Annotated in this window: 25 protein-coding genes and 1 pseudogene; 13 read left to right on the top strand and 13 right to left on the bottom strand. The window is 72.0% G+C overall.

The window, feature by feature from the left end; genetic code table 11:
• Positions 1-72: 72 nt before the first annotated feature.
• A complete protein-coding gene (locus tag IEZ13_RS27810; RefSeq protein ID WP_229795095.1) occupies positions 73-1,317 on the top strand; it encodes an SGNH/GDSL hydrolase family protein in 1,245 nt (414 codons plus the stop codon).
• Here the strand turns inward: IEZ13_RS27810 and IEZ13_RS27805 are convergent.
• On the bottom strand, positions 1,286-2,458 hold the full coding sequence (locus tag IEZ13_RS27805) for an MFS transporter (RefSeq protein WP_183217991.1): 1,173 nt from the start codon (positions 2,456-2,458) through the stop codon (positions 1,286-1,288). The two genes, IEZ13_RS27810 and IEZ13_RS27805, sit on opposite strands and share 32 nt — an antisense overlap.
• A gap of 30 nt (positions 2,459-2,488) precedes the next feature.
• Between IEZ13_RS27805 and IEZ13_RS27800 the strand changes: the two genes are divergently transcribed.
• Complete coding sequence (locus IEZ13_RS27800) at positions 2,489-3,346, top strand: arylamine N-acetyltransferase family protein (protein WP_183217993.1); 858 nt, start codon at positions 2,489-2,491, stop codon at positions 3,344-3,346.
• Here IEZ13_RS27800 and IEZ13_RS27795 read toward each other — a convergent pair.
• Positions 3,335-3,811 carry a winged helix-turn-helix transcriptional regulator gene (locus IEZ13_RS27795; RefSeq protein ID WP_183217995.1) on the bottom strand — a complete coding sequence of 159 codons (477 nt, stop codon included), beginning with the start codon at positions 3,809-3,811 and terminating at the stop codon, positions 3,335-3,337. The genes IEZ13_RS27800 and IEZ13_RS27795 overlap by 12 nt on opposite strands.
• A 56-nt stretch (positions 3,812-3,867) precedes the next feature.
• Here IEZ13_RS27795 and IEZ13_RS27790 point away from each other — a divergent pair, with 56 nt between their 5' ends.
• Both IEZ13_RS27790 and IEZ13_RS27785 read left to right on the top strand, forming a co-directional pair.
• Positions 3,868-4,377 carry a PaaI family thioesterase gene (locus tag IEZ13_RS27790; RefSeq protein WP_183217997.1) on the top strand — a complete coding sequence of 170 codons (510 nt, stop codon included), beginning with the start codon at positions 3,868-3,870 and terminating at the stop codon, positions 4,375-4,377.
• 132 nt (positions 4,378-4,509) lie between these two features.
• A complete protein-coding gene (locus IEZ13_RS27785; RefSeq protein ID WP_183217999.1) occupies positions 4,510-5,184 on the top strand; it encodes a carbonic anhydrase in 675 nt (224 codons plus the stop codon).
• On the opposite strand, the gene IEZ13_RS27780 is transcribed toward IEZ13_RS27785, so the two are convergent.
• On the bottom strand, positions 5,181-6,947 hold the full coding sequence (locus tag IEZ13_RS27780) for a cellulase family glycosylhydrolase (protein WP_183218001.1): 1,767 nt from the start codon (positions 6,945-6,947) through the stop codon (positions 5,181-5,183). The two genes, IEZ13_RS27785 and IEZ13_RS27780, sit on opposite strands and share 4 nt — an antisense overlap.
• 74 nt (positions 6,948-7,021) lie before the next feature.
• On the opposite strand from IEZ13_RS27780, the gene IEZ13_RS27775 reads away from it, so the two are divergent.
• The gene (locus IEZ13_RS27775) at positions 7,022-8,446 is read left to right on the top strand and encodes an aminopeptidase P family protein (protein WP_229795093.1); all 1,425 of its coding nucleotides are present in this window, start codon (positions 7,022-7,024) and stop codon (positions 8,444-8,446) included.
• Here IEZ13_RS27775 and IEZ13_RS27770 read toward each other — a convergent pair.
• Both IEZ13_RS27770 and IEZ13_RS27765 read right to left on the bottom strand, forming a co-directional pair.
• Positions 8,427-9,155, bottom strand: a complete 729-nt coding sequence (locus tag IEZ13_RS27770; RefSeq protein WP_183218005.1) for a matrixin family metalloprotease — start codon at positions 9,153-9,155, stop codon at positions 8,427-8,429. The two genes, IEZ13_RS27775 and IEZ13_RS27770, sit on opposite strands and share 20 nt — an antisense overlap.
• Positions 9,156-9,247: 92 nt before the next feature.
• On the bottom strand, positions 9,248-11,269 hold the full coding sequence (locus tag IEZ13_RS27765; protein WP_183218007.1) for a GGDEF domain-containing protein: 2,022 nt from the start codon (positions 11,267-11,269) through the stop codon (positions 9,248-9,250).
• 826 nt (positions 11,270-12,095) lie between these two features.
• Here IEZ13_RS27765 and IEZ13_RS47750 point away from each other — a divergent pair.
• Positions 12,096-13,100: a DUF2231 domain-containing protein gene (locus tag IEZ13_RS47750; RefSeq protein WP_183218008.1), complete on the top strand. Its 1,005-nt coding sequence runs from the start codon at positions 12,096-12,098 to the stop codon at positions 13,098-13,100.
• Between the two features lie 6 nt (positions 13,101-13,106).
• Here the strand turns inward: IEZ13_RS47750 and IEZ13_RS27755 are convergent, their stop codons facing one another.
• A complete protein-coding gene (locus IEZ13_RS27755; protein WP_183218009.1) occupies positions 13,107-13,412 on the bottom strand; it encodes an antibiotic biosynthesis monooxygenase in 306 nt (101 codons plus the stop codon).
• 41 nt (positions 13,413-13,453) lie between these two features.
• On the bottom strand, positions 13,454-14,425 hold the full coding sequence (locus IEZ13_RS27750) for a helix-turn-helix transcriptional regulator (RefSeq protein WP_183218011.1): 972 nt from the start codon (positions 14,423-14,425) through the stop codon (positions 13,454-13,456).
• 59 nt (positions 14,426-14,484) lie between these two features.
• On the opposite strand from IEZ13_RS27750, the gene IEZ13_RS27745 reads away from it, so the two are divergent.
• The 4 genes and pseudogenes from IEZ13_RS27745 to IEZ13_RS27735 all read left to right on the top strand — a co-directional run bounded on the left by IEZ13_RS27745 (position 14,485) and on the right by IEZ13_RS27735 (position 16,504).
• Positions 14,485-15,024, top strand: coding sequence for a DinB family protein (locus IEZ13_RS27745; RefSeq protein WP_183218013.1), 540 nt, complete (start codon positions 14,485-14,487; stop codon positions 15,022-15,024).
• 42 nt (positions 15,025-15,066) lie between these two features.
• Positions 15,067-15,498, top strand: a pseudogene (locus IEZ13_RS46850) (GNAT family N-acetyltransferase); the annotation flags it as partial.
• Between the two features lie 81 nt (positions 15,499-15,579).
• Positions 15,580-15,948: a cyclic-phosphate processing receiver domain-containing protein gene (locus IEZ13_RS46845; RefSeq protein WP_229795108.1), complete on the top strand. Its 369-nt coding sequence runs from the start codon at positions 15,580-15,582 to the stop codon at positions 15,946-15,948.
• Between the two features lie 82 nt (positions 15,949-16,030).
• The gene (locus tag IEZ13_RS27735; RefSeq protein WP_203833888.1) at positions 16,031-16,504 is read left to right on the top strand and encodes a DUF4265 domain-containing protein; all 474 of its coding nucleotides are present in this window, start codon (positions 16,031-16,033) and stop codon (positions 16,502-16,504) included.
• A gap of 49 nt (positions 16,505-16,553) precedes the next feature.
• Here the strand turns inward: IEZ13_RS27735 and IEZ13_RS27730 are convergent, their stop codons facing one another.
• Positions 16,554-17,345 carry an alpha/beta fold hydrolase gene (locus IEZ13_RS27730; protein WP_183218019.1) on the bottom strand — a complete coding sequence of 264 codons (792 nt, stop codon included), beginning with the start codon at positions 17,343-17,345 and terminating at the stop codon, positions 16,554-16,556.
• Between the two features lie 61 nt (positions 17,346-17,406).
• Here IEZ13_RS27730 and IEZ13_RS27725 point away from each other — a divergent pair, with 61 nt between their 5' ends.
• On the top strand, positions 17,407-18,048 hold the full coding sequence (locus IEZ13_RS27725) for a TetR/AcrR family transcriptional regulator (protein ID WP_203833887.1): 642 nt from the start codon (positions 17,407-17,409) through the stop codon (positions 18,046-18,048).
• Positions 18,049-18,305: 257 nt separating this feature from the next.
• Positions 18,306-18,521, top strand: a complete 216-nt coding sequence (locus IEZ13_RS27720) for a hypothetical protein (RefSeq protein WP_183218021.1) — start codon at positions 18,306-18,308, stop codon at positions 18,519-18,521.
• 29 nt (positions 18,522-18,550) lie between these two features.
• Here IEZ13_RS27720 and IEZ13_RS27715 read toward each other — a convergent pair whose 3' ends face one another.
• Positions 18,551-19,972, bottom strand: a complete 1,422-nt coding sequence (locus IEZ13_RS27715; protein ID WP_183218023.1) for an NAD(P)/FAD-dependent oxidoreductase — start codon at positions 19,970-19,972, stop codon at positions 18,551-18,553.
• A 126-nt stretch (positions 19,973-20,098) separates the two neighbouring features.
• Here IEZ13_RS27715 and IEZ13_RS27710 point away from each other — a divergent pair, with 126 nt between their 5' ends.
• Positions 20,099-20,794 (top strand): TetR/AcrR family transcriptional regulator, encoded by a 696-nt coding sequence (locus tag IEZ13_RS27710; RefSeq protein ID WP_183218025.1) that lies wholly within the window; start codon positions 20,099-20,101, stop codon positions 20,792-20,794.
• Here IEZ13_RS27710 and IEZ13_RS27705 read toward each other — a convergent pair.
• Genes IEZ13_RS27705 through IEZ13_RS27690 form a run of 4 tightly spaced genes read right to left on the bottom strand, consistent with a single transcriptional unit; the run spans position 20,770 to position 24,409 of the window.
• Positions 20,770-21,570 (bottom strand): SAM-dependent methyltransferase, encoded by an 801-nt coding sequence (locus tag IEZ13_RS27705; RefSeq protein ID WP_183218026.1) that lies wholly within the window; start codon positions 21,568-21,570, stop codon positions 20,770-20,772. The two genes, IEZ13_RS27710 and IEZ13_RS27705, sit on opposite strands and share 25 nt — an antisense overlap.
• A 10-nt stretch (positions 21,571-21,580) precedes the next feature.
• Entirely contained in the window at positions 21,581-22,633 is a 1,053-nt protein-coding gene (locus tag IEZ13_RS27700) for an aminotransferase-like domain-containing protein (protein WP_183218028.1), read from the bottom strand.
• Between the two features lies 1 nt (position 22,634).
• A complete protein-coding gene (locus tag IEZ13_RS27695; protein WP_183218030.1) occupies positions 22,635-23,771 on the bottom strand; it encodes an acyl-CoA dehydrogenase family protein in 1,137 nt (378 codons plus the stop codon).
• Positions 23,771-24,409 (bottom strand): TetR/AcrR family transcriptional regulator, encoded by a 639-nt coding sequence (locus IEZ13_RS27690; RefSeq protein ID WP_183218032.1) that lies wholly within the window; start codon positions 24,407-24,409, stop codon positions 23,771-23,773. Before IEZ13_RS27690 ends, IEZ13_RS27695 begins: the two co-directional genes overlap by 1 nt.
• Positions 24,410-24,518 lie beyond the last annotated feature (109 nt).

Genomic DNA, 24,518 nt, shown 5'->3' with positions numbered 1-24,518 from the left:
TTATCTTGGAGCGCTCCCAAACGCACCGCGAGCCCATTGACTGTATAGATCCACGGCTATACGTTTCGGGATGTGCCCCTGCGGCGACGCACCCTGCTGGGAGCCGCCTCCCCGCTGCTTCTGTTCGATCCCCACCCGCCCCCACGCCCCCGCTGGACCCACACCTGGACCGCCGCTCCACAGCTCACCGAACCGTACGACCTGCCGCCGGAGCCGTTCACCGGCGACCGCGCCATGCTGGTGAACACCACCCTGCGCCAGACCGTGCGCCTGTCCCTGGGCGGGCGGCGGCTGCGGGTCCGGTTCTCCAACGCGTTCGGCACGACCGACCTGCCGATCACCGCGGCCGCCGTGGCTCTGCCGCGGGACGGCCGGGCCGGGGCGCCGGGCATCCAGCCGGGCAGCTCGCGGCGGCTGACGTTCGGCGGCCGGGACGGCGTGACCGTGCCGCCGGGCGCGCAGATGATCTCCGACCCGGTCGATCTGCCGGTCGTCGCGGCGCAGAACCTGACGGTCACCGTCCACCTGCGGGACGGGCAGGACGGGTCGGCGCTCACCTCGCATCCGGGCTCGCGTACCACCTCCTGGCTGATCGAGGGGGACCGGCTCGCGGACCCGGAGCTGCCGGGGGCCGTGCCGGTCAACCACTGGTACCTGCTCAGCGCGGTCGAGGTCACCGCGACCGGCGCGGCCGGGCTGGTGGTGCTCGGCGACGCGCTGAGCGACGGCCGCGGCTCCACCCTCAACGGCAACGACCGCTGGCCCGACCAACTGCTCATCCGGCTGCGCCGCCCCGGCCTCGCGGTGCTCAACCAGGCGGCCCGCGGCAACCGGGTGCTGTGCGACGGCCTCGGCCCGAACGCCCTGGCCCGGCTGGACCGCGACGTGCTGACGGTCAGCGGCGCCCGGTGGCTGCTCGTCTTCGAGGGCGTCAACGACCTGGGCATGACGGCCGCCACCGAGCTGGCGCAACGCCGCGTCGTGGCCGGGCTGATCGGCGCCTACCAGCAGATCGCGCTGCGCGCGCAGGCGTGCGGCCTGCGGATCTTCGGCGCCACGCTCACGCCTTTCGGCGGCAACATCTACGACGACAAGGCGGGCGTACGGGAGTCCGCCCGCCAGCAGGTGAACGCCGCGATCCGGGCCGGCCTGTTCGACGGCTGGGTGGACTTCGACGCGGCGGTACGCGATCCGGTCGCGCCCTGGCGGCTGCTCCCGGTCTTCGACGCCGGCGACCACCTGCACCTGAACCCGCGCGGGCACGCCGCCCTGGCCGCCGCCGTGCCTAGCCGGCTCTTCGAAGCAGCGGCCGGGTGAGCCGGGTCGCGATCAGGGCCACCACGCAGAGCGCGGCCAGACTCAGGAACCCGGCCCGGAACGAGCCGGTGGCGTCCTTGACGGCGCCCAGCGCGTACACGAAGGCGAAGCTGCCCAGGTTGGCGCAGAAGTTGCCGAAACCGCTGATCAGCCCGGCGCCGCTGGACCCGAGCACCTGCAGCGGCAGGGCGAACAGCGGTCCGAAGTAGACCTGGATCGCCATCGAGATCAGCGCCACCACGCCGAGCACCCCGAGCATGCCGGGCACGTAGGTGAGCAGCGTCAGGCCGGCGGTCAGGACGGTCAGCGAACCGCCGATCACCAGCAGCGGCCGGTTGATCCGGTCGGACAGGTAGCCGCCCAGGTAGTTGACCGGCGCGCTGATCGCCGAGGCCAGCGCCGCGACCAGGCCGGCGGTGGCCAGCGACTGCCCGCGGTCGACCACCAGATAGGTGGGCAGCCAGAACGTGAAGCCCTGCGCCACGGCGAGCCGGGTGAACTGGATGACCCCGGTGAGCTGGATGATCCGCTGCCGGATCAGCCCGGGCAGGTCGGCGAACCGGACCGGGTCACCGGGCTCCCGCCGCGGCGCCGGCCCGGCCAGGAACCGGTACAGCGCCAGGGCCAGCAGCCCGAACCCGGAGAACAGCAGGAACAGCAGCCGCCATCCGAGCGGCCCGACCGCGCTGAGCAGCACGTTCGAGGAGAAGCCGCCGACCACGTACAGGCCCATGGCGGTGGCCCGCCGGCCCGGCGGGAACAGCCGGGTCATCAGCAGCATGCCGGGGGTGAAGACCAGGGCGCGGAAGAAGCCGGCCAGCGCCTGGTCGATCAACAGCAGGGGGTACGTGTCGAGCACCGCGAACAGGGCCGACAGGACGTTCAGGCCGAGCAGCCCGATGAGGAACAGCCGGCGCGGGGTGAACCGGTCGGCCAGGTATCCGGACGGCACCTGCATCAGGGCGTAGGTGAGGTTGCTCGCGGCGGCCAGAGTGCCGGCCTCGGTGAAGCTCAGGCCCAGGTCGGTGCGGATCAGCGGCAGGAACAGCCCGATCCCGCCGAAGATCAGCCCGATCGTGCTCTGGCAGACGACCAGCAGCGTGATGAGTGGGCGGCGCCGGGCGGTGTCGGTGAGCGTCACCCGCGGATCGTAAGCGGCTAACGTGTCGGCATGCCTGACAGCATCGACGTACCCGGTTACCTGGCCCGGCTGGGCCTGTCCGAGCTGGCCGGTCACGAGCCGGGCGTGGCGGCGCTCGACGCCCTGCACCGGGCGCACGCCGAGCGGGTGCCCTACGAGTGTCTGGAGATCCACATCGGGCGGCCCACCACGGTCTGCCCGGCCGAGTCGGCGGCCCGGATCGTGGCCGGTCGCGGCGGCTACTGCTTCCACCTCAACGGGGCGTTCTCGGCGCTGCTGCGGGCGCTCGGCTACCAGGTCACCCGGCATGTCGGCGGCGTGCAGGGCAATAAGACGCTGCCAGCCGGGGCGTCCGCCAACCACCTGGTGCTCACCGTCTCCGGCCTGCCCTCGGACGCCTGCCCGGACGGCGTCTGGCTGGCCGACCTGGGCATGGGCGACGGCCTGCACGGCCCGCTTCCGCTGATCGCGGGCGAGCACGCGGACGGCCCGTTCCGGTACGCGCTGCGCCCGTCCGGGGCCGAGCCGGGCGGCTGGCGGTTCGACCACGATCCGCGCGGCAGCTTCCTCGGCATGGACTTCCGCGCGGAACCGGCCCGGATGTCGGAGTTCCGGGCGAAGCACGAGGAGCTGTCCACCTCGCCGGAGTCCGGTTTCGTCCGCACCCCGGCGGTCTGCCGGCGTGACGCCACCGGCTTCGACGTGCTGCGCGCCCGCACCCTGACCCGGACCGAGGCCGAGCCGGTCCACACTCCACTGGCCACCGAGGACGACTACTTCGGCGCCCTGGACGAGGTGTTCGGCATCACCCTGCCCGCCGAGGACCGGGCGATCCTGTGGGCCTCGGCCACCCGGGCCCACGAGGCCTGGCTGGAGTCACGGGCGTAACCGGGCGCCCGGCCCCGGGCGGGGCTGGATCTCGCGGTGGTCGGTGAGGTGGTGGCCGTCTGTGCAGTGCGCCTCCAGGTGCAGGTCGGCGCCGCAGTCGCGGTGGGCGTAGCGGATCGGCGGGCCCTCCGGGTCGGCCAGGTAGCGGTTGCCCCACTCGGCCAGGGCGATCAGCACCGGGTAGAGGTCGAAGCCCTTGGGGGTGAGCCGGTACTCGTGCCGGACCCGGGCGCCCGGCTCCTGGTAGGGCTCGCGCCGGAGCACCCCGTTCTCCACCAGGCCGGCCAGCCGGTTGGTGAGCACCTGGCGGGGGATGCCGGTGCGGGTGCGCATGTCCTCGAACCGGCGGACCCCGGTGAAGATCTCGCGCAGCACCACGAGGGTCCACTTCTCGCCGAGCACGCCCATCGCCCGCTCGATGGTGCAGTTGTCGAACGACCAGTCCAGCGGGGAGGGCGCAGTCATGTGAGCCAGGCTAAGTCTCGTTGACAGACGCAGCAAGCCTCTGCCAGCCTGCATCCATGACGCAGACCCAGGATGCCACCCGTACCCGTACGTTCGGCTGGACCGACCCCGCGGAGCACGCGCATCTGCTGGGCCGGCGCAGCGGGCTGGAGATTCTGCGGGCCATGGCCACCGGCGAGCTCCCGCCGCCGCCGGTCATGCACCTCATCGACGGCGAGGGCATGCAGGTCGAGGAGGGCGCCGTGACCCTCACGCTGGAGCCGCGGGAGTTCCACTACAATCCGCTCGGCAGCGTGCACGGCGGGATCCTGTCGACGCTCCTCGACACCGCGGCCGCCTGCTCGGTGCACAGCACCCTCCCGGCCGGGGTCGGCTACACCAGCATGGATCTCAACGTGAAGTTCCTGCGCCCGGCCACCATCGCGTCCGGCAAGCTCACCTGCGCCGGCACCGTGCTCCAGCGCGGCCGGCGGACCGCGCTCGCCGAGGCCCGGATCACCGACGCGGCCGGGCGTCTCATCGCCCACGCCACGTCCAGCTGCATGATCTTCGAGCTGCCCGTCTGACGTACCGGAGCCTTTGCTCGGTCTTTTGAACCATCATCAGATCGACGTGTCCTGATCACGACGGAGGCTTGGCGGGGGCTGCTCGCGAGAGCACGATGACCGGCGTCCCTCTCGCGAGTTAGGAGACGTCTGATGCTTACGCTCCACCGTCGCACCCTGCTCACCGCCGGTGGCGCCATCGCCGGATCGATGGCGCTCCCGCACGCCGCCTCGGCGGACACCCACCTCTCGTCGGATCCGCTGGCGTCGCTGCTGGCCGGAAACCGGCGTTTCGCCGCCGGACGCGCCCGGCACCCTCGCCAGGGTCCCGCCCGGGTGCGCGAGGTCGCCGCCGGGCAGCATCCGTTCGCCGTCATCCTGGGCTGCGCGGACTCCCGGCTCACCCCGGAGATCCTCTTCGATCAGGGGATCGGTGACCTCTTCGACAATCGGGTCGCCGGCAACCTGGTCGACGACATCCTGCTCGGCAGCATCGAGTACGCGGTGGAGGAGTTCGTCCCGCCGGTGATCATGGTTCTCGGGCACGAGCGCTGCGGGGCGATCTCGGCCACCCTGGACGCGATCCGCACCGGCGCCGAGGTCCCCGGCCACATCGCGGCCGTCGTGGACGCGCTGCGCCCGATCGTCGAGCCCTATGTGGACGACTCCTACGGGGTCGAGAAGGCGGTCCGGGCCAACGTGCGCGCCCAGGCCGAGGCGCTCGTCGAGCAGAGCGAGATCGTCCACGAGGCGGTGGAGAGCGGGGCGACGATGGTGGTCGGAGCCCGCTACGACCTGGACTCCGGGCTGGTGACGCTGGTCCGTTAGACCCGGATGCCGGCCACCCAGCCGAGGAGTTCGGTCCGCGCCGCCGTCAGGGTGGCGGCCGGGATCGAGGCCGTGTCGGACGCGTTGACGACGAGCGCCACGTGCACCGAGCCGTCCCCGTCGAGCAGCAGCCGCCGGGCCGTGGTCGCGCCGGTCTCGCCCGCGACCGCGATCGGGCCGCTCGCCGTCAGCCCGCTCCGGGTGCCCAGGTCGGAGACCACCACGGTGCGGGCCGACGGGAACGAGCCGGGCAGGTGCAACTCGGTCGGCGCGCCGAGCGGGGCGGACGGGCCGCGCCACACCAGTACGCCGTACTGGCGGCCCGCCACCAGCCCGGCGATCGTGGGCAGCCGGGACGGGACGGTCAGCCACGCCTGCTGACGGCCGGCGCCCGCGTACCCGTCGCGGGCCAGGTCCTCGTAGGCGAACGCGATCGTGCTCCCGGCCACGGCACTGGGGAAGAGGCGGTCCAGCACGCGCCGGTCCAACCGGAGTGCTCCGTTCGCGTACACCGAATGGTCCTCGCCGTTCCAGGCGTCCCCGGTGGTCTGGATCTTGTCGGGGTTGCCGTTCATCGCCTCGCTGTGCCGGCCGCTGTAGACGTCCCAGTGCCACTGCGTCGCCGACAACACCGGCCCGGAGCCGGTCGTGCTGTTCCAGAACGAGGCGCCGGACAGCCGGGAGTCGAGGCCCTGATACATGGCGCGGACCATCCACGGGGTACGGCCACTGCTGCCCGTTCCGGAGAGCGCGTTGCCGAACTCGGACACGAACGGCGTGGCGCCCAGCGCGGTCGCCCGGTCCCGGATCCGGTTCATGGCGGCGCTGTACGTCCCGTCGCCGGCCGCGGTCGGGTCCAGCGTCATCCGGCCGCCGTCGTAGTAGTGGCTGTTGAACACGTACCGCGGCCCGAGCGGCGGGATCGTGGTGAACCCGCCCGCCTCGCCGAACTGGGTGTTCCAGAACACCAGCGGCTCGGCGTACAGCGGCCGCGCGGCCCAGCCGGTCTCGTCCATCACGGCACGGAACCGCTGGTAGAACGGCATCAGCAGGGTCGCCTCCCAGGTCGCGCCGGACGCGCCGTCGAGGCCGCCGTCGAACGGCTCGTTGAACGGGTCGACGCCCAGCACCATGGTGTGGTCCACATTGGCGCGGAAGTAGGTGAGAGCGGCCCGCGCCTGCGCCAGGTAGGCGTCCTGCACCCCGTAACGGTTGTGCCAGAAATCGTGGGCGGCCGCCCGGACCGCACCGTTGGTGAGCATGTTCTGCCCCCACAGGATGCAGATGCCGCACGACTCGTCCGGATAGGTCCCGGCGTCGATCACCCACTTCGGGGCGCCGTCACCGGTGTACCAGCTGTCCGGGTCGAACAGGTGCGCCGACCAGAGGTCCTGGTGGTAGTCGATCAGCACCCGGATGCCGCGGTCGGTGAACTCCCGCATCTGCGCGGCGGCCCGGGCCAGGTAGGCGGTGTCGATCCGGTCCCGGGCCGGCTGCACGCCCTCCCAGCTGATCAGGAAGCGGATCGCGTTGGCGCCGGTGAGGTCGCGCATCGCGGTGGCCGCGGCGGCCGCGCCGGCGGTGTCACGGAAGGGCAGCAGGCCGTTCTCGTACAGCTTGGTGCTGCCGGAGACGTTGAAGCCGCGGAGCACGATTTCCCGGCCGTACGCGTCGGTGAACGCCGGAACGGCGGCCGCGGCGGGTTGCGCCGGAGCCACCACACCGGCCATGACCAGCAGGAGTGTCACGAAGAAGGCCCGCATGTATCGACGGTAATCACTTGTTCACAATTGGCAAACCCCCGCGATAACAGCGGCGCATGGCACTATTTCGACCCATGACGGCCGAAGCTTTCCGCGCGTTCATCGCCTCCGGGTGGGCGCCCCGCGAAACCACCCCGGCATCCCGGGCCGACGTCGCCGACCGGGCGGCCGGGCGCCGCGCCGCACTGGCCGAGGGATTCCCCGGCGAGCGGCTGGTCATCCCGGCCGGTGGGCTCAAGGTGCGCAGCAACGACACCGACTACCCGTACCGGCCGCACACCGCTTTCGCCCACCTCACCGGGCTGGGCGCGGCCGCCGAACCGGACAGCGTGCTGGTCCTCGACGACGGGCGGGCCACCCTCTACTTCCGGCCGCTCGCCCCGCGCGACAGCAGCGAGTTCTACGCCGACATGCGGTACGGCGAGTTCTGGGTCGGCCCGCGGCCCACCATCGAGGAGATCGAGTCCCGCTACGGCATCGCCGCGGCCCACCTCGACGCCCTCCCGGACGCGCTCGCCAAGGACGCCGACCCGGCCCGGCTGCGGGTGGTCCGGTCGGCCGACCCGGCGGTGGCGCGGCTCGTCGACAAACTACGGGTGGACGGCCCGGCCGTCCTGCCCGGCGCCGACGACGAACTGGACCGGCACCTGTCCGAGATGCGGCTGGTCAAGGACGAGTGGGAGATCGGCGAGATGCGCGCCGCGATCGCCGCCACCCACCGCGGCTTCGACGCGATCATCGCGGCCCTGCCCGAGGCGATCGCGAACGGCCACGGCGAGCGCTGGATCGAGGGGATCTTCGGGCTGCACGCCCGCCACCAGGGCAACGGAATCGGGTACGACTCGATCTGCGCGGCCGGCGACCACGCCAACACCATCCACTGGATCCGCAACACCGGAGAGGTCCGCCCGGACGACCTGATCCTGATCGACGCCGGCGTCGAGCTGGACTCGCTGTTCACCGCCGACATCACCCGCACCCTGCCGGCCGGCGGCCGGTTCAGCGGCCCGCAGCGGGAGATCTACCAGGCCGTCCTCGACGCGCAGGAGGCCGGGCTGGCCGCCGTCCGGCCGGGCAACCGGTTCCGGGACATCCACGCGGCCGCCACCCGGGTGATCGCCGAACGCGTACACGGGTGGGGTCTGCTGCCCGCCGGGGTGACCGTCGACCAGACGCTGGACCCGGAGTCCGGCGGCTGGCACCGCCGCTGGATGGTCCACGGCACCTCACACCACCTCGGCATGGACGTGCACGACTGCGCCCAGCTGCGCCGCGAGGACTACGTGGGCGGCGAACTGCGGCCCGGCATGATCCTCACCGTCGAGCCCGGTCTCTACTTCAAGGCCGACGACCTGCTCGCGCCCGCGGAGTTCCGCGGCATCGGCGTCCGGATCGAGGACAACGTGCTGGTCACCGAGGACGGCCACGAGAACCTGTCGGCGGCGATGCCGCGCACCGCCGCCGACGTGGAGGCCTGGCTCAGCTCCGCTTCTGGGTGACCAGGCAGCCGGACGACTTCCCGACCTTGCGCAGGCCGGCCAGGTCGCCGGCGCCCCAGACCGCCTTCTTCGACGTCACCGTGTGGTACATGATCTGGCTGCGGTCGTTCTGCTTCGGATGGGCCAGGCCGATCGCGTGCCCGATCTCGTGCATCAGCACCGCCCCGGTGGTGCCGCCGCGGTGCGCCCCGAAACCGCGGGCCATCCCCTTCAGACCGGTCGCGTTGAGCACCACGGCGCCCTGGACCATCATCAGCGCGTTACCGCCGGACGACGTGTAGGCGGTCTGCCACGAGCCGCCGCCCATGCCCAGCGACGTGGAGCGGGCCGGCAGCCAGGTGCTGTGCTTCCCGGGGGTGGCCCAGGCGATCACGATCTCGGTGCCTGACGGGTACTTCCCGTTGAACCCCTTCTTCGCCTGCGGGATCACCGAGGTCGTCCCGGCGTACCGGAAGGTCAGCCCGGTGGCCGCGGTGACCCGGGCGAACGCGGTCTTCACCTCGGCGAGCGAGTTCTTCGGCGCGCGGGCCAGGTTCACCCGGTAGGTGATGGCGCCGTCACACGGATTCCAGCGGGCGATCAGGCGGTCGCCGTTGGACTGGCTCATGAACGCGTACGACCGGGCGCTCCCGGCGGCGGCCAGCGCCACCCCGGGCTGGGCCACCAACATCGACGACACCGCTGCGAACAGGACGAGAACACGCTTCATGAGAGGGATCCGTTCCGATCGAAGGAAAACCATTCTGTGATCGGGACGGGTGACCTCTCCGGTCGTCGCGGGGTGCGGGACGGTAGCGGTGCTCAGCGGTGGGCGTACCTCTTCCGCGGCTTCTTCTGCTGGTAGAGGCGTGCGTCGGCGACCGCATAGAGCGAGTCGAAGTCGTCGCCGTCCACGTCGAGGACGGCGACGCCGATGCTGGCGCCGGTCCGGGCGGCCAGCCGCATCCGCAGCCGGTCGGCCACGGCGAACGGGTCCGTGCCGTCGTCCACGAGGGCCACGAATTCGTCACCACCCAGCCGGCCGACCGCGTCGACGTCGGCCCGCAGCGTGAGGGCCACCCAGCGCAGCAGCTGATCGCCGGCCGCGTGCCCCTGCGTGTCATTGACCGTCTTGAAGTCGTCCAGGTCCAGGACCAGGAGCGCGGCGCCCCGGCCGGTCCGGCGGGCGTCGGCCACCTCCGCGGTGAAGCGTTCGTCGAACCCGCGCCGGTTCAGCACCTCGGTCAGCACATCCACCCGGGACAGCCGGGTGAGCATCCGTCGCTGCCGGGCCGCCGCCCGGCCCTGCACCGCACACGCCACCGCGGCCGTCGCCGTGCCCAGCAGCTGAATCGCCAGATACCACCCGCCCGGATCGCCGACGAGCACGCCGACCAGCATCCACACGGCCCCCGCCACGATCGCGATCGGGCCGGTCACCTCCGGGCGCATCCCCAGCACCAGCAACGGGATGGACAGCAGCACGCCGACACCGAGCGGGTGATCCACGCCGCCGTCCAGGGTGGCGATCGCCGCACAGCTCAGGAAGGAACTCGCCGCGAACGCCAGCATCAGCGGCCGGGCCAGCCGCGACCGGCTCAGCCAGTCGGCGCGGGCCACCACGGCGAGCCCGGTCAGGAAACCCCACACCGACAGCGCCACCATGCCGGCACGGTGCGGGTGGTCGTTCGCGAACAGGGCGATGTAGAGCATCGCCACACAGGTCTGAGTGATCGACATCCAGCCCGGATCGGCGATCGAATGGCGGCGGCGCTCCAGCGCCGCCACCGACCGGGCCGGGCTCGCCGACCGGACTCCGGTACGCGCCCCGGCCACCGCCTCGGCACTCGGCGCACGCCGGTCCCGGGATGCCTTGTCCCGGTAGAGCCGCTGGTCGGCGACGTGCACCAGGCCGGTCAGGCTGGTGGCGTCGGCCGGGAAGGTGGCGTGACCCAGGCTGGCCGGCGCGCACGTCCGCAGCCGCTCCCGGAGCCGGTCCACCACCAGGGCTCCGGCCTCCGCACCGGTGTTCGGCAGCAGCACCGCGAACTCGTCACCGCCCTGCCGGCTCACCACGTCGTGCGCCCGCAACTCGGCGCGCAACTCCTGCCCCGTCCAGGCCAGCAACTCGTCGCCGGCCCGGTGACCCAGCGTGTCGTTGACCTCCTTGAAACGGTCCAGGTCGAGCAAAATCACGGTGAGCGGGCGACCGGTGCGCTCCGCCTCGGTCAGCGCGGCGGCCGCCCGCTCGTCGAAGCCGCGCCGGTTCAGGCAGCCGGTCAGCGGATCGGCGCGGGAACTGTCGGCCAGCCGCCGCCGCAGCGACGCCAGCACCGCCGAATGCCGCAGGCACAACACCGCCACACAGGCGAAACCCAGTGCATGGACCAGCGGATAACCCGCCGCCGGCGGCGTCTCACCAAAGATCACGAGCGAGGCGTACGCGAGAGCACCGGCCGCGGCGGGCAGCAGAAACGCCCGTGGCGGCACGACGATCGCCAGCAGCACCACCGACAACGGCACGAACGTGCCCAGCGGCCCGGCCACCCCACCGTCCAACAGCCCGAGAGCCGCGGCCCCCGCCAGATTGACGATCGCCGCCGCCGTCTGGATCACGATCCACCAGCGGGTCCGCGCGATCCGCCCGGCCAGCGCCCAGCCGGCCAGCGCGAACCCGGTCATCACGGCCGCCAGCAGCAGCATCGGCCCACGGCCGCCGTCGTTCCAGGTGCCGATCGCGTAGGCCCCGGCCAGCACCGCGGGCACCGCGCCGTACACGGTGGAGGCCCGCAGCGACTGCCGTCGCGACCGTTGCCCGGTCCCCAGGGAATTGCGCCTGCCCACGCGTCACCTCCCCCGGCTGGCTCCCGACCGGGGTCCCATCGGCCCACCCCACCCCCACATGAGCCTTCCGCTCGCCCTTCCGCGCTCGCCCTTCCGCGTCTCCCACCGCCCGGGCGGCGGCTGCAGGCGCCGCCCCGCGATCTTGGGCGTTTTCCTACCGTTTGCGGTGGCCAATCGTCCAAGATCGCGCGGGTCGTGGGGGCGCGTCCGGGGTGGTGTCCGCCGGGCTCTTGAGCGTTTTGGTGATCTTGGGCGTCTTGCTGCCTGGACTTATCTGATGACCCAAGGTCCTCCAGGGGAAATGGATCATGGGCGATGATCTACCGCCCGGCGACCAGGAACCAAGATCGGCCCGAAAGTTGTAATCGACCAAGGTCGCCGGCCAGTCGGGGTGACACCGCAGCCATCCGAATGCGCGATGTGACGTCGTGGCCACCCGCAACCGAGAAGCAGGCTCGTTGGCTCGCGCCTTTCGTTTGGCCTTCCTCCTTCCGGCCGTTTCTGGCTTCCGGGCGCTGTGCCTCTCGCCGGTTGCAGATCTCGGCATGCCACGGCCGGGTGATCATCGGCCGCTTGAGTCGCGGCGTTTGGGAGGATTTGGCCTGAGGGGCCCCACAGCCGCTTTCCCACCTGGAGCACCCACTGCCCGGCTCGTGGGGTTTTACCGCCCGCAGCCCGAATCACCCGCAAGGGAGGGTCCGGTCCGGTCGAATCCCGCTCAGGCTGAGGAAGGTCCATTTCCCGGCCGGAGATACGGATCTCCGGCCGCCACGGCCGCAGCCCGGTCACGACCCGGGCGGAGGGGGTCCGCGTGACAGAGGCGCGTATGACAGGGAGACGCCATACCCAGAGCCGGCTCCGGCTTGCCGGGTCAGGCGTGCAGCCGCTACTGCTGATGTTCCCGCTCGGGCTGTTCTGGATGGCGTTCGTCTTCGACCTGGCAACCACGCTCGGCGCGCCCCCTCTGATCGGAACGGTCGCTTTCTGGAACCTGGTGGCCGGCCTCATCGGTGGCCTGCTCGCCGCACTGGCCGCCGCGGTCGATGCTTTCGGCGCCTCGGACCCCGCCGCCGCCCGGATCTTCTTCCTCGCCCTCCTCCTCGACGTCGGTGTGCTGATCGTCTTCGCGGTCCTCACCCTGATGCGGGTCCGGGGCCACGACCGTTCCGCCGACGGCGGCCTCATCGCCCTCGAAGCCGCCGGTCTGGCGCTGGCCGGTTTCACCGCCTGGTTCAGCGGCCGCCTCGCCGACCCCCAAGCCCCGGTCTCCGACCCACGCCTCTCCCACCGCCGCGGCGCGGGCCTCCTCGACTTGGACCCGCCGAGCGAGTATCCCGGCCAGCAGAGTGAGAATGCGGGCCGGCGGAGCGAGTATCCGGGCCTGCGGAGTAGGTATCCGGGCCTGCGGAGCGAGAGCGCCGTCCCGCGCAGCGAGAGCCCCGCGCGGCGGACCAGGGACTCCAGCCGCGTGCCCGCGGATCCGGGCGCGTGGCGCAAGGATCCCGGCACTAGCTCTTCGCGGCGGCGTGAAACTGCCGTCCCCGCCCCTCGTCCTTCGCATGGATGGCAGGCTGCGGGTCACCAGCCGACCCCACCCCAGCGTGGCAGAACCGCAGTCCCCGATACACGAGGTCGCGGACCCGCGGCCGTCGAGCGGGAGGCTGGTGGGCAGGCGGGTGCGGCTGTTGGGCGGGAGCCCGAGTGGTGGGGTGCGGTCCCAGGGTCTGGGTCGCGCGGGGATGGAGACTCGGGAGACGAGTGGGAGTCGGGACGGCCGGGCGGAGCTGAGCCTCCGCAGTGGCCGGCGCCTGCCGGGCGGGCCGTCCGGTAGGCCGGGTCAGGCGGGTGGGGGCCAGGCGGAGACGACCTCGGCGTGGCGGATGCCGCCCGACTCGGTGATGTGCCGGAACCAGGCGGCGCACTCGGGGATCGAGGTGATCTCGCGGGCCGACGCCTCCGCCTCCTCCCGGGAGCGCCAGACCAGGACGTCCAGCCAGCCGCCGTCCTCCTCCCGACTCAGATAGGCGGCCAGGCAGCCGGGAAAACCGCGGCGTAGCGCCGCCAGCATGGCGGGGCGCTCGGCGATCAGTTGTTCCTCGGCGCCCTCGGCGATGGTGAAGCGGGCCAACTCGAGAACGGCCATGGTTCCTCGATTCAGAGCGGGGGACCGGTATGCCGCGGACCCTACGCGGCACCCCCGACACTTTTCGGCCGCGCGGCCGCGAGCAGGCGTTCCGCGATCCGGCGGGCGGCGTCGCGGATCTCCGGGCTGTCGAGGATGCGGTAGTCGGCGGGGATGACGGTGAGCTGCTGGGCGTACCAATCGGGGTTGCTGGTGCTGCCGGTAAGGATGGTGGTGTCCGGCTCCGGGCCGGGGGTCAGCGCGCCCAGGGCGGGGCTCAGCCAGGCGGGGATGTCGGCCATCGGGGCCTCGATCAGGATCTCGGCGCGGAATTCCCAGCCGACGGCCAGGTGCGCGTCGAGGACGGCCACCGGGTCCAGGTCGGCGGGCGGCCGGAATGCGGTGGGGAGGACCTCCACGGCGGTGACCCGGTCGATCCGGTACGCCCGTCGCGCGCCCGCCGCATGGGAGTGGCACAGCAGATACCACCGGCCGTGCCGCACCACGATGGCCCACGGGTCCACTTCGGCCGTCCACTCCGAACCGGCCTCGGTGCGGTAGCCCACCCGTACCCGGAGATTCTGAGCGCACGCCCGCACCAGGCCGCTGGTGATCTCGAGGTCGGGCCGCGCGGCGCCGCGGTCGGGCGCCGGTGCGGCGGTCCGCCGGACGGCCTCGACCTGCGCGCCCAGGCTCTCCGGCAGCACCCGGACGATCTTGCCGAGGGCGCTGCCGACCGGATCGGCCGTGTCACCGGCCGCATGGTGGCCGTCGAGGACCGCCATGACCAGGCCGAGCGCCTCCGCCTGCGTGAAGATCAGCGGGGCCGGCCGGGCGCCGCGACCGACCTTGTATCCGCCGTAGGGCCCGCGGACGGACTCGATCGGGAGCCCGGCCTCGCGCAGGATCGCGATGTAGCGCCGGGCCGCCCGGTCGGAGATGCCGAGCCGTTCGGCGATCCGGTCCGCGGTGATCCCGGGAGCGCCCTGGACGGCCTCGTAGGCCATCAGCGCCCGTGCGGTCGGGCTCGGCATCGGCGTACCCCTCAATGATCCGGAAGCAGAACGTCCGGAACGGAGGTTAGCGTGCGGCCATGACGGAGACCATCCCGCTCGGGCCGCCGGCCGCGGGCACCGAGACCGAGACGCTGATCGGTTCGCTGGAGCGACAGCGCCGCCTCTTCGCCTGGAAGACCGGCGGGCTCGATGCGCCGGGGCTGCGGGCGACCGTGGGCGCGAGCAGCATGACGATCGGCGGCCTGCTGAAGCATCTCGCCCTGGTCGAGGACGTCTATTTCTCGGTACGCCTGGACCGGCCGCCCGCGGACCTGTGGCGTGACGTCGACTTCGACGCCGACCCGGACTGGGAGTGGCGGACCGCGGCCGGCGACAGCCCGGAGACGCTCTACACGCTCTGGCGGGATTCGGTGGAACGGTCGCGCGCCCACCTGGCCGCCGCCCTGGCCGCCGGTGGCCTCGACGGGACCATTCCGTTCACCTGGCCGGACGGGCGTTCGCCGAGCCTGCGCCGGGTTCTGATCGACATGATCGAGGAGTACGCCCGGCACCTGGGGCACGTCGACCTGATCCGGGAGTCGATCGACGGCCTGGTGGGCGAGGACCCGCCGGCCTGAAACGTCGTCGCGTGGGCGAGGTTGCTGTGTGATCGTGGGCGGATGCCGCAACCGACGCTGTACACCGAGCGGATGGTGCTGATCCCGCTGACCGATGAGCATCTCGAGTACGAGGTGGAGCTCGACTCCGATCCCGAGGTGCTGCGCTACATCGAAGGCCGGGCCCGCACCCGTGCGGAGGTGGCCGGCTATCACGCGCAGCGCATGGAGCTGGGCCGGCGGGTGGACGGGCTGGGCTACTGGCTGGCGACCGAGAAGACCGGCGAGTTCGTCGGCGTGATGATGCTGCCGCCGGCGGAGCGGCCGGGGGAGGCCGAGCTGGGCTACCGGCTGCTGCGGAAGTACTGGCGGCGGGGCCTGGCCACGGAGGGCGCCGTCGCGCTGCTGCGGCACGGCTTCGCGACGTCCGGCCGGGAGCGGATCATCGCGCAGACCATGGCGGTGAACTCCGGCTCCCGGCGGGTGATGGAGAAGTGCGGGCTGCGGTACGTGCGGACCTTCTTCCCGGACTGTCCGCCGATCCCGGGCTCCGGCGAGGGCGAGGTGGAGTACGCGATCACCCGTGCCGAATGGCGTGCCGCGCAGCGTCTGGTGATCCTGGTCGACGATCTGCGGTCGTTCGCCGACGGGCGGCCCGCCGAGGTGGCCCGGACAAGCGCCGAGGGGGTGGCGCTGCTGGAGGCCCACCGGGGCCGGCGGATCGACGAGCTGTGGCTGGACCACGATCTCGGCGGCGAGGACACCATCTGGCCGGTCGTCGAGGTGTTGGAGCGTGCCGCCTTCGAGGGGCGGCCCATCGAGATCGACCTGATCAGCGTGCACTCCGCCAATCCGGTCGGCGCCGCGCGGATCCGGCAGGCCCTGGACCGCTGCGGTTACCGGGTCCGGGCCGCCACCGGTCTGCGGGAGGTGGGCCTGTGCTGAGCCGGTCGATCTTCTGGGAGACTACGTCTCCGCGCGGCTGTGCAAGGGGGTCCGGCATGACGAAAGCCGCTTGGTGACCGTCGTGGACGCGGTCAAAGTCCACTTCGACCTGCCGAGGACGAGCGACGACTGGCCGCCCGTGTCGGTCGAGAGTCTCTGGGCCGAACCGGTCGGTGACGACGTGGTCCGGCTCAGCAACGCGCCCTGGTTCGTCCGCGGTGTCGCCAACGGTGATCTGATCCGGGTGCGGCGGGACGAGGACGGCGTCCACTGGGCCACCGAGCAGGTGGAGTGGTCCGGGCGCTGCACGATCCGGGTCGTGCCGTTCGGCAGCGGCCCGCTGCGCGGTTCGGTGCAGCGGGTGCTGGACGCGTTCGAGCCGTTCGGGGTGACCGGTGAGGGCATCCGTCAGTACCGCCTGGCCGCCCTGGACGTGCCGCCGGACGCCGACCTGGCCGCCGTCCAGCGGGTGCTGCGCGCCGGCGCCCGCGACGGCTGGTGGGACTACGACGAGGGCTGCGTGGGCGACGACTGGCTGGCCGCCGCCCCGAACTGAGGTCAGCCCACCCCGCCGCACTGACAAGGCCGCGGCACTGAGAAGAAGGTCAGCTCACCCGGGCGGGTGCGGCGAAGAACTCCGCGAGCGGCTCGACCACCCGGGCGGGCGCCCGGTTGACGGCGTCGTGCGCGGCGCGCGGCACCAGCAGGGTGCGGGCGTGCGGCAGCACCGCGGCCAGCGCCTCGTTGAGCCGCGGATAGTAGGACGGTCCGTCCGCGCCGCAGGCCAGCAGCACCTCGCAGCCGATCCCGGCCCACTGCTCGGCCGGCCCGGTGAAGGCCCGGATCCCGTCCACCTCGTCCAGCGTCATCGGCAGCAGCTCGCCCATCTCGCGGCCGATCGGGGTGCGCAGGAACAGCCGGCAGATCGCCGTCTGCACGGCGAGCGGCAGCCGGCTGGCCGCGGTGTGCGTGTTGATCCCGGCGCTGGTCAGGGCGAGCGCGCGGGGGATGTCGCCGGCTCGTGCCGCCGCCCGGGCCGGGTCCACCCAGGCGGTCGGGAAGAGGTCGTCGACCGGGACCACCCCGTCGTAGAGGGCCAGCCGCTCGACCGCGCCCTGCCGTGCGGCCAGCAGGGCGACGATGCCGCCGCCGCTGTGCCCGAGGACGTTGTGCGAGCCGGTCTGCCGCAGCACCGTGAGCAGGTCGTCGACGTCCTCCTGGACGTCGTAGGGCAGGGACCGGGCCGGTGCGTCGCCGCGCCCCCGCCGGTCGTAGAGGTGCACGGTGAACCGGTCGGCCAGTTTCCCGGCCAGTCGCCGGTAGATGCCGGCGGTGACCCCGCCGCCGTGCACCACCACGATGCCCGGCCCGTTGCCGGTGGAGTGGATCTGAACCATCTGACCCTGCCTTAGCTGGAAGAGAAACCGCGAACGTCGTTCGCAGTTTACAGTGGTGCGGGTGAGCGACGCATCCCCCATCTGGATCCGCCCGGCCCGGGGCGCCCGCGGGCCCCAGCCCACCCACAGCCGGGACGAGATCGTCGAAGCCGCGATCGCCCTGGCCGATGCGGAGGGCCTGGCGGCCGTCTCGATGCGGGCGGTGGCCACCGCGCTGCACACCGGCGCCGGGTCGCTCTACCGCTACCTGTCGTCCCGTGACGACCTGCTCGACCTGATGACCGACCGGGTGGCGGCCGGGTTACGGCCATTTCCGGAGCCCGCCGGGGAGCCGGTGGACTCGCTGATCGTCCTGGCCGGGCGGCAGTTGGCCCTCTACCGCCGGCATCCCTGGGTGATCGACCTGCTGCACCGCCCGACCGGGATCGGGCCGGAGGCCCTGGCCTGGTTCGACCACTGTCTCGGGGCGCTGGCGCCGGTGCCGTGCGGGTCGGCCGCCAAGTTCGAGGCGCTGGCCATGATGACCGGCGTGGTGACGCTCTTCGCCCGCACCGAGAGCGCCGCGCCGCCGCCCGCCTTCACCGGGCTCGACCTGACGGTCTATCCCCATCTCGTCGCGGCTTTCGCTGATCCCGGGGTGCGGCGTCCGGATCTTTTCGACCGTACGCTGCGCGGCCTGCTCACCGCTCTGCTGTACGACTGAGGGTTGACCGTGACCCACCACTCACGCCCGGACGCGGGCGCTACGGCCTGGCGTGGCAGATGATCGCGACCGCGCCGCCAGGGCCGCGCGTAGGCGTACAAGATATGGGTTATATCAGCATGGATGGGTCGGCCTGCGGGGGCCGGCGTGGACGGATGATCCTCGCCGCAATCGAGTCGTTCGGCCGACCTTCACCCACCGTTCACAACGGGTGACTCGGTGCAAGAGATCGGAAATGGGTGCCTAGGATGATCGGCATGGACGATCCAGCTGAGGGTCCGGTCACCGCGGTACGTGTCGAGTGGACCGGGGCGCGCTACCGGATTCATCTGGTTCGCGGCGCCGGTGGGATGAGTGTCGTCGACGGCGGCGCCAAACCGGGCGAGGTGATGGCGGGGCTGCTGGCACTCGGGGTCCCCGCAGGCGAGGCCGAGCACTGCGTGCGCGAGGTGGAGCCCGGATACCGGGCGTGAGGGCCGGCCTGTGAAGACCGGCCCAGCCGTCAGGAGTCGAACGAGAAGCCGACGGCGTTGGCCGCCTTCAGGATGAAGCCGTCCCGGCCGCTGCGGTCGGCGCGGGCGATCGCGTTCCGGATGATCTGCACGGCCGGGTAGAGCACCGGCTCCGGCGGGACCGGCAGCGGCTTGCGGCGGGCCATCTTCAGCCGGGTACGAGCGGTGTCGCGACCGTCGAGCAGGTCCAGCATCACGGTCGCGCCGTACCGTGTGGCGGCTACGCCGAGACCGGTGAAGCCGCTGCTGTAGGCCACCTTGCCGCCCATCGCCCGGCCCTGGAACGCGGCCAGCTGGGTGCACATGTCGATCATGCCGCCCCAGGCGTGGCTGAACCGGATGTCGCCGAGCTGCGGGAACGTCCGCAGGAAGTGGTCGGCGAGCCGGGCGAAGGTCTCCGGGTTCTGGTCGTGCTCGGGCCGGATCGTGCCGCCCCTGTGGTAGACGACGTCGTAGCCGCCCCACAGGATCCGGTTGTCCGAGGTCATCCGGTAGTAGTGGAACTGCCGGGAGGCGTCCGAGATGCCGAACCGCCGGGTCCAGCCGATCGCCTCGACCTGGGCGCCGGTGAGCGGCTCGGTCATCAGCGCGTAGTCGTAGACCGGCACGGTCAGCAGGCGGTTGCGCTTGAGCAGCGACGGGAAGCCGTTGGTGGCCAGCGCCACCTTGCCGGCCCGGACACTGCCGGCCCAGGTCGCCGCCCGGATCGTGGCGCCCTCGTCCTTGATGTCGGTGACCGGGGTGTTCTCGAAGATCCGCACGCCGAGCCGCAGGCAGGCGGCCTTCAGGCCCCAGGCCAGCTTGGCGGGGTGCACCAGCGCGGCGCCCTCGTGCTGCATGAGCCCGGCCCGGTAGAGCGGGGAGCGCACCAGCCCGGCCAGCCGCTCGCGGTCGTAGAAGGTGGTCGCCGCGGTGGTCGCCGCGCGCAGCTCCTCGACCTGGTGCGGCTCGGTGGCGACGGCCAGCACGCCCTCTTTCACGAACTCGGCCTCGATGCCGTGCCGGACCAGGGTCTCCTCGAAGGCCGCGAAGTTCTCCGCGGCCAGACTGTCCAGGATCGGCAGTTCGTCGGCGAAGTGCCGGCGCCCGTTCTCGGTGCCGTGGGTGAGGCTGGCCTCGACGAAGCCGCCGTTGCGCCCGCTGGCCGCCCACGCGATCTCGTTGCCCTCGACGAGCACGACCTCCCCGGACGGGTCGGCCTCCTTGGCGATCAGCGCGGTCCACAGACCGCAGTAGCCGCCGCCGATGACCAGCAGGTCGGCCTCGGCCGAGCCGTTGAGCGCCGGCTCGGGAGCGGGCCGGCCGGGGTCTTCCAGCCAGAAGGGGGTGCGGACCGCGCCGCCCAGCGCCCTGCGGATGCGCTGCTCGTCGGTACGGATGTCCTGATCGTAAGCGGGGGGTGTGGCCGCCATGGGGAGTCCCTTCCAACTCTCGAGACCGCCCGGGTGTGAACCGGGGGAGATCTCGTGAACCGAGGATGCCGATGTCCCCACTCTTATGTCAATGCGTTGACGTAAGCGCCCCTCTATGGTGGTGACGTGCCAGGAGCGGAGCGCGTACGCAGTGTCGGCGCCCGTCGACGCAAGACCCGCAGCGGAGTGGTGCTGACCGAGGATCTGATCGTCGACGCGGCGCTGCGGCTCATCGAGTCGCCGAGTGGCGACCGTCTCAGCGTCCGCCGCCTCGGCGCCGAGCTGGGCGCCGACCCGACGGCGGTGTACCGGTACTTCCGGGACCTGGACGCGCTGCTGCTCGCCGTCGCGGACCGGCTGATCGGTGACGCCTTCGCGGCTTTCGTCCCCCGGGACAACTGGGTCGACTCGCTGCGGGACCTCGCCCACTCGCTGCGCCGCTCGATGCGGCAGCACCCGCGGCTCGCCCACCTGCGGGCCATCCGGGTCACCGCCGGCCCGCACGAGATGCGGGTCGTCGACACCGGCATCGGGATCATGCTGAGCGCCGGGTTCGCCCCGGCCGACGCGGTCCGGCACTACCGCGACTTCGTCGACACCGTGCTCGCCGTGGCGGCGGTCGACGCGGCCGAGCTCACCGAGGAGCAGGAGGCGGCCGAGCAGGAGGCGTGGTCCCGGGTCTACACCTCACTGCCCGCCGACGGGTACCCGAACGTGCACCTGGTTCGCGAGCACCTCCCGTCGATGTACAACTCGGCCTTCCCCGGGGCCATCGAGAAGCTCATCGACGCGCTGGTTCAGGCCGCCCCGACCCCGGCGTAGGCGCCGTACCGCTCCGGGTTGTCCACCGGCTCGCCCGGCTCGGGACGCCACAGCGGCAGGTGCACCAGACCCGGCTCGACCAGCGGGAAATCCTCGAACCAGGCGGCGATCTCGGCGTGCGGCCGCAGCACGATCCCGGTGCCGGTCCGCGCCGACAGCCGCTGCGCCTCGAGTACCTCCGGCGGCTGCCCGTCCGAGGTGGCGTGCGAGATCACCAGGAAACTGCCCGGCCCGACCGCGTCACTCAGCGCGCCGACCAGTCCGGCCGGGTCGTCGGCGTCCGGCACGAAGTGCAGCACCCCGGCCAGCAGCACGGCCACCGGCTGCCCGAGATCGATCAGGCCCGACCTGGCGGTCTCGGTCAGGATCAGGCCGGTGTCCCGGGCGTCGGCGCAGATCACCCCGGTACGCTCCACGCCCGCCAGGATCGCCCGGCTGTGCTCCACCGCCACCGGGTCGACATCCACATAGACCACCGCCGACCCGGGCGCCTCGGCCTGCGCGATCTCGTGCACGTTGCCCGCCGTCGGGATGCCCGAGCCGATGTCCAGGAACTGCCGCACCCCGGCGCCGGTCAGGAACCGCACCGCCCGCCGCAGGAACATCCGGTTGGCCCGCATCGTCTCGCCGATGTCCGGCGTCATCGCCTCGATCTGCCCGGCCAGCTCCCGGTCCACCGGCAGGTGGTGGGTGCCGCCGAGGAAATAGTCGTACACCCGGGCGGTGCTCGGCCGGCTCGTGTCGATGCCGGCCGGCACCCAATCCGTATCAGTCATGCACGCAGGTCTATCGGTTGTGAGCGATCACGGCAACGGCCTCGCCCAGCCGCGCGGCCGCGACCTCCAGCTCGGCGGCCGAAAGGAGCGAGAAACTGAGCCGGATCCGGTCCGCGCCGCCGCTGCCGTCGGCCCAGAACCTCGGCCCCGGCACGAACGAGACGCCACGCTCCTCGGCGACCGGCAGCAGCGCCTCGGCGGTCACCCCGGCGGGCAGCCGCAGCCAGACGAACCAACCCCCGGCAGGTGACGGCACATCAAGCTGGGGGAGATGCTTGCGCAAGGCGTCCACCAGGGCATTTCTTTGCGTACGGTAACTCGCGCGCAATCCTGCCACGTGCCGCTCGAAGCCCCCGCCCGCGCAGAAGGCACCCATCGTGACGGCCGTCGTGTGGTTGACCCCGCCGCCGCTGTGCACGTAGCCGAGCCCGGTCAACCGCGCGATGATCTCCGGCTCGGCGTTGATCCAGCCGAGCCGCAGACCGGGCGCGACCGTCTTGGCGAACGACCCGAGCCGGACGACCGGGTCACCGCCGGCCATCGACCACAGTGACTCCGGGGCCGGTCCGTCGTAGGACAGCTCCCGGTAGGTGTCGTCCTCCACGATCGTCGCTCCGACCTCCCGGGCCGCCTCGATCAGCCCGGCGCGCCTCTCTTCGGGGAGACTGGCCCCGGTGGGATTGCCGAACGTCGGCACCAGGTAGATCAGTTTCGGTCGTACCTGGTGGACCGACCCGCCCTGGACGATTCGCAGTCCCCGGTCGGCGAGGATCGGGAACGCCAGGTGATAGGTGGGGGAGTCGACCAGCACCACGTCGCCCGGCCGGGCGAGCACCTGCGTCACCAGGGCCAGGGCGTGCGAGGCCCCGCCGGTCACGAAGGTGCGGCCCGGATCGCCGAGCCACTCCAGCAGCGGATCCGGCCCGGCCGAGGACCCGTAGGTGAGGGCTCGCCAGTCCAGGTTCGCGCCCGATTCCGCCCAGGCCCGGACCGGCAGCAGGCCCGGCCGGGGATGCCCCCACGACAGGTCGAGGATCCCCGGCCGGTGCTCGAACTGGATCACCTCACTGGTAGCCGAACATCTTGGCGGCCAGGTCGGTCATGATCTCGCTGGCCCCGGCGCCGATGCCGAGGATCCGGGTGTCCCGGTAGTGCCGCTCCACCTCGGACTCGCGCATGTAGCCCATGCCGCCGTGCAGCTGCACGGCCTCGTCCACCACGTACTTGCAGGCCTCCACCGCGGTGTTCTTGGCCAGGCAGACCTCGCCGATCATCGGCTCACCGGCGGCGTGCCGTTCGGCCAGCCACCGGGTGTACTGGCGGGCCACGTCGATCCGCTGCCGCATCTGGACCAGCTTGTGCCGGACCACCTGGCGGCTGATCAGCGGACGGCCGAACGTCTCGCGGGCCCGCGCGTACTCCAGCGTCAGGTCGAGGCAGCGCTGCGCCACCGAGTAGGCGTGCACCGCCGCGATGATGCGCTCGGACACGAAGGCCTGGCCGATCAGCGCGAACCCGAAGTTCTCCGGGCCGACCAGGTTGGCGGCCGGCACCCGGCAGTCGGTGAAGGACAGCTCGGCGGTGTCCGAGCAGAGCCAGCCCATCTTGTCGAGCTTGCGGGACACCGTGAAACCGGGCGTGCCCTTCTCGATCACCAGCATGCTGATGCCGGACGCGCCCGGGCCGCCGGTGCGCACCGCGGTGGTCACGAAGTCGGCCCGGACCCCGGAGGTGATGAACATCTTGGCGCCGTTCACCACGTAGGAGTCGCCGTCACGGACCGCCGTGGTGCGCAGCGAGCCGACGTCCGAACCGGCCTCCGGCTCGGTGATGCCGAGCGCGCTGACCATCTCCCCGGCCAGGGTCGGGCGGACGAACCGGTCGATCAGGCCGCTGTCGCCGGACGCGATGATGTGCGGCAGCGCGATCCCGTGCGTGAACAGCGAGGCGTGCGCGCCGGACGATCCGCCGGCCTCCAGGAACGCCTCGGTGGCGACGACCGTGTCGACCGTGTCGCCGCCGTCGCCGCCGACCTCCTCCCCGAAGCCGATGCCGTACAGGCCGGCCTTGGCGAGGCGGGCGTGCACGTCACGGGGGATCTCACCGGCCCGCTCCCAGTCGGCCAGATTCGGGAGGATCTCCCGGGCGGCGAACTGCTTCATGGCGTCGGCGAGGGCGAGGCGTTCCGGGGTGTCGAACATCAACTCTCCTTTGAGCGGGCACGTTCCACGAGGGTGGACGGGTCACGGTGGCCGAGCAGGATGGCGGCCGCCCGTTTCCAGCGGCGGATGAGCAGCTCACGGCGGCCCAGATCGCCGCTGACGATGCCGGTCAGGGCCAGTCCGGTGAGGACCTCGTAACTGAACTCGACCACGGTCGGCACGCGGGGATCACCGGGCGAGCTCTCGCTGAGCAGATCGCGGGCCCGGTCGTGCAGGACGGTGAAGATCTCCTTCTCCACCGGGAGCAGCGCGGCGCGCAGCTCGGTGTCGGTGCGGCAGGCGTTCCACAGCTCGAGCGCGGCCCAGAACAGCGGGGAGGAGAAGTGCCGCCAGATGATGTCGATCAGCGCGTCGAGACGGTCCGCCTCCGGCGGGATCGCGGCGAGCTCGGCGGTCAGCGACTCCACCCGGCGGCCGGTCACGTGGTGCACCGCGCCGACCAGCAGGTCGACCTTGGTCGGGAAGTGGTGCAGCAGCGTGCCCCGGGGCACGTCGGCGCGGGCCAGGACCTCGGCGGTGGTGGTCTCCGCGTAGCCGCGCTCGACAAGGCACTGCACGGTGGCCTCCAGGACCTTCGCCCTGGTGTCGGCACTGCGCTGCGCCTGCGTCCGTTTCACCGATTTACCGTACGGCTTGACGGTTAGTTGCGTCCATACAGCTTCTTCCCAGTGATCCACTTGCTCTTGCCGTGACCCAGGTCACCCCTTTACCGTCAGGTCGGACTGT

Origin of the sequence: Actinoplanes campanulatus (assembly GCF_014647795.1) — a bacterium.
Classification (GTDB): domain Bacteria; phylum Actinomycetota; class Actinomycetes; order Mycobacteriales; family Micromonosporaceae; genus Actinoplanes; species Actinoplanes campanulatus.
This window is presented reverse-complemented; position numbering and strand designations above follow the sequence as displayed.

Coding starts and splice junctions, on each gene's coding strand:
- IEZ13_RS27730 (WP_183218019.1), bottom strand. CDS start 17,345: ATGGTTCAGATCCACTCCACCGGCAACGGGCCGGGCATCGTGGTGGTG.
- IEZ13_RS27695 (WP_183218030.1), bottom strand. CDS start 23,771: ATGTTCGACACCCCGGAACGCCTCGCCCTCGCCGACGCCATGAAGCAG.
- IEZ13_RS27720 (WP_183218021.1), top strand. CDS start 18,306: ATGGACGATCCAGCTGAGGGTCCGGTCACCGCGGTACGTGTCGAGTGG.
- IEZ13_RS27800 (WP_183217993.1), top strand. CDS start 2,489: ATGCCTGACAGCATCGACGTACCCGGTTACCTGGCCCGGCTGGGCCTG.
- IEZ13_RS27715 (WP_183218023.1), bottom strand. CDS start 19,972: ATGGCGGCCACACCCCCCGCTTACGATCAGGACATCCGTACCGACGAG.
- IEZ13_RS27790 (WP_183217997.1), top strand. CDS start 3,868: ATGACGCAGACCCAGGATGCCACCCGTACCCGTACGTTCGGCTGGACC.
- IEZ13_RS27745 (WP_183218013.1), top strand. CDS start 14,485: ATGACGGAGACCATCCCGCTCGGGCCGCCGGCCGCGGGCACCGAGACC.
- IEZ13_RS27780 (WP_183218001.1), bottom strand. CDS start 6,947: ATGCGGGCCTTCTTCGTGACACTCCTGCTGGTCATGGCCGGTGTGGTG.
- IEZ13_RS27775 (WP_229795093.1), top strand. CDS start 7,022: ATGACGGCCGAAGCTTTCCGCGCGTTCATCGCCTCCGGGTGGGCGCCC.
- IEZ13_RS47750 (WP_183218008.1), top strand. CDS start 12,096: ATGACAGGGAGACGCCATACCCAGAGCCGGCTCCGGCTTGCCGGGTCA.
- IEZ13_RS27785 (WP_183217999.1), top strand. CDS start 4,510: ATGCTTACGCTCCACCGTCGCACCCTGCTCACCGCCGGTGGCGCCATC.
- IEZ13_RS27705 (WP_183218026.1), bottom strand. CDS start 21,570: ATGACTGATACGGATTGGGTGCCGGCCGGCATCGACACGAGCCGGCCG.
- IEZ13_RS27755 (WP_183218009.1), bottom strand. CDS start 13,412: ATGGCCGTTCTCGAGTTGGCCCGCTTCACCATCGCCGAGGGCGCCGAG.
- IEZ13_RS27795 (WP_183217995.1), bottom strand. CDS start 3,811: ATGACTGCGCCCTCCCCGCTGGACTGGTCGTTCGACAACTGCACCATC.
- IEZ13_RS27770 (WP_183218005.1), bottom strand. CDS start 9,155: ATGAAGCGTGTTCTCGTCCTGTTCGCAGCGGTGTCGTCGATGTTGGTG.
- IEZ13_RS27750 (WP_183218011.1), bottom strand. CDS start 14,425: ATGCCGAGCCCGACCGCACGGGCGCTGATGGCCTACGAGGCCGTCCAG.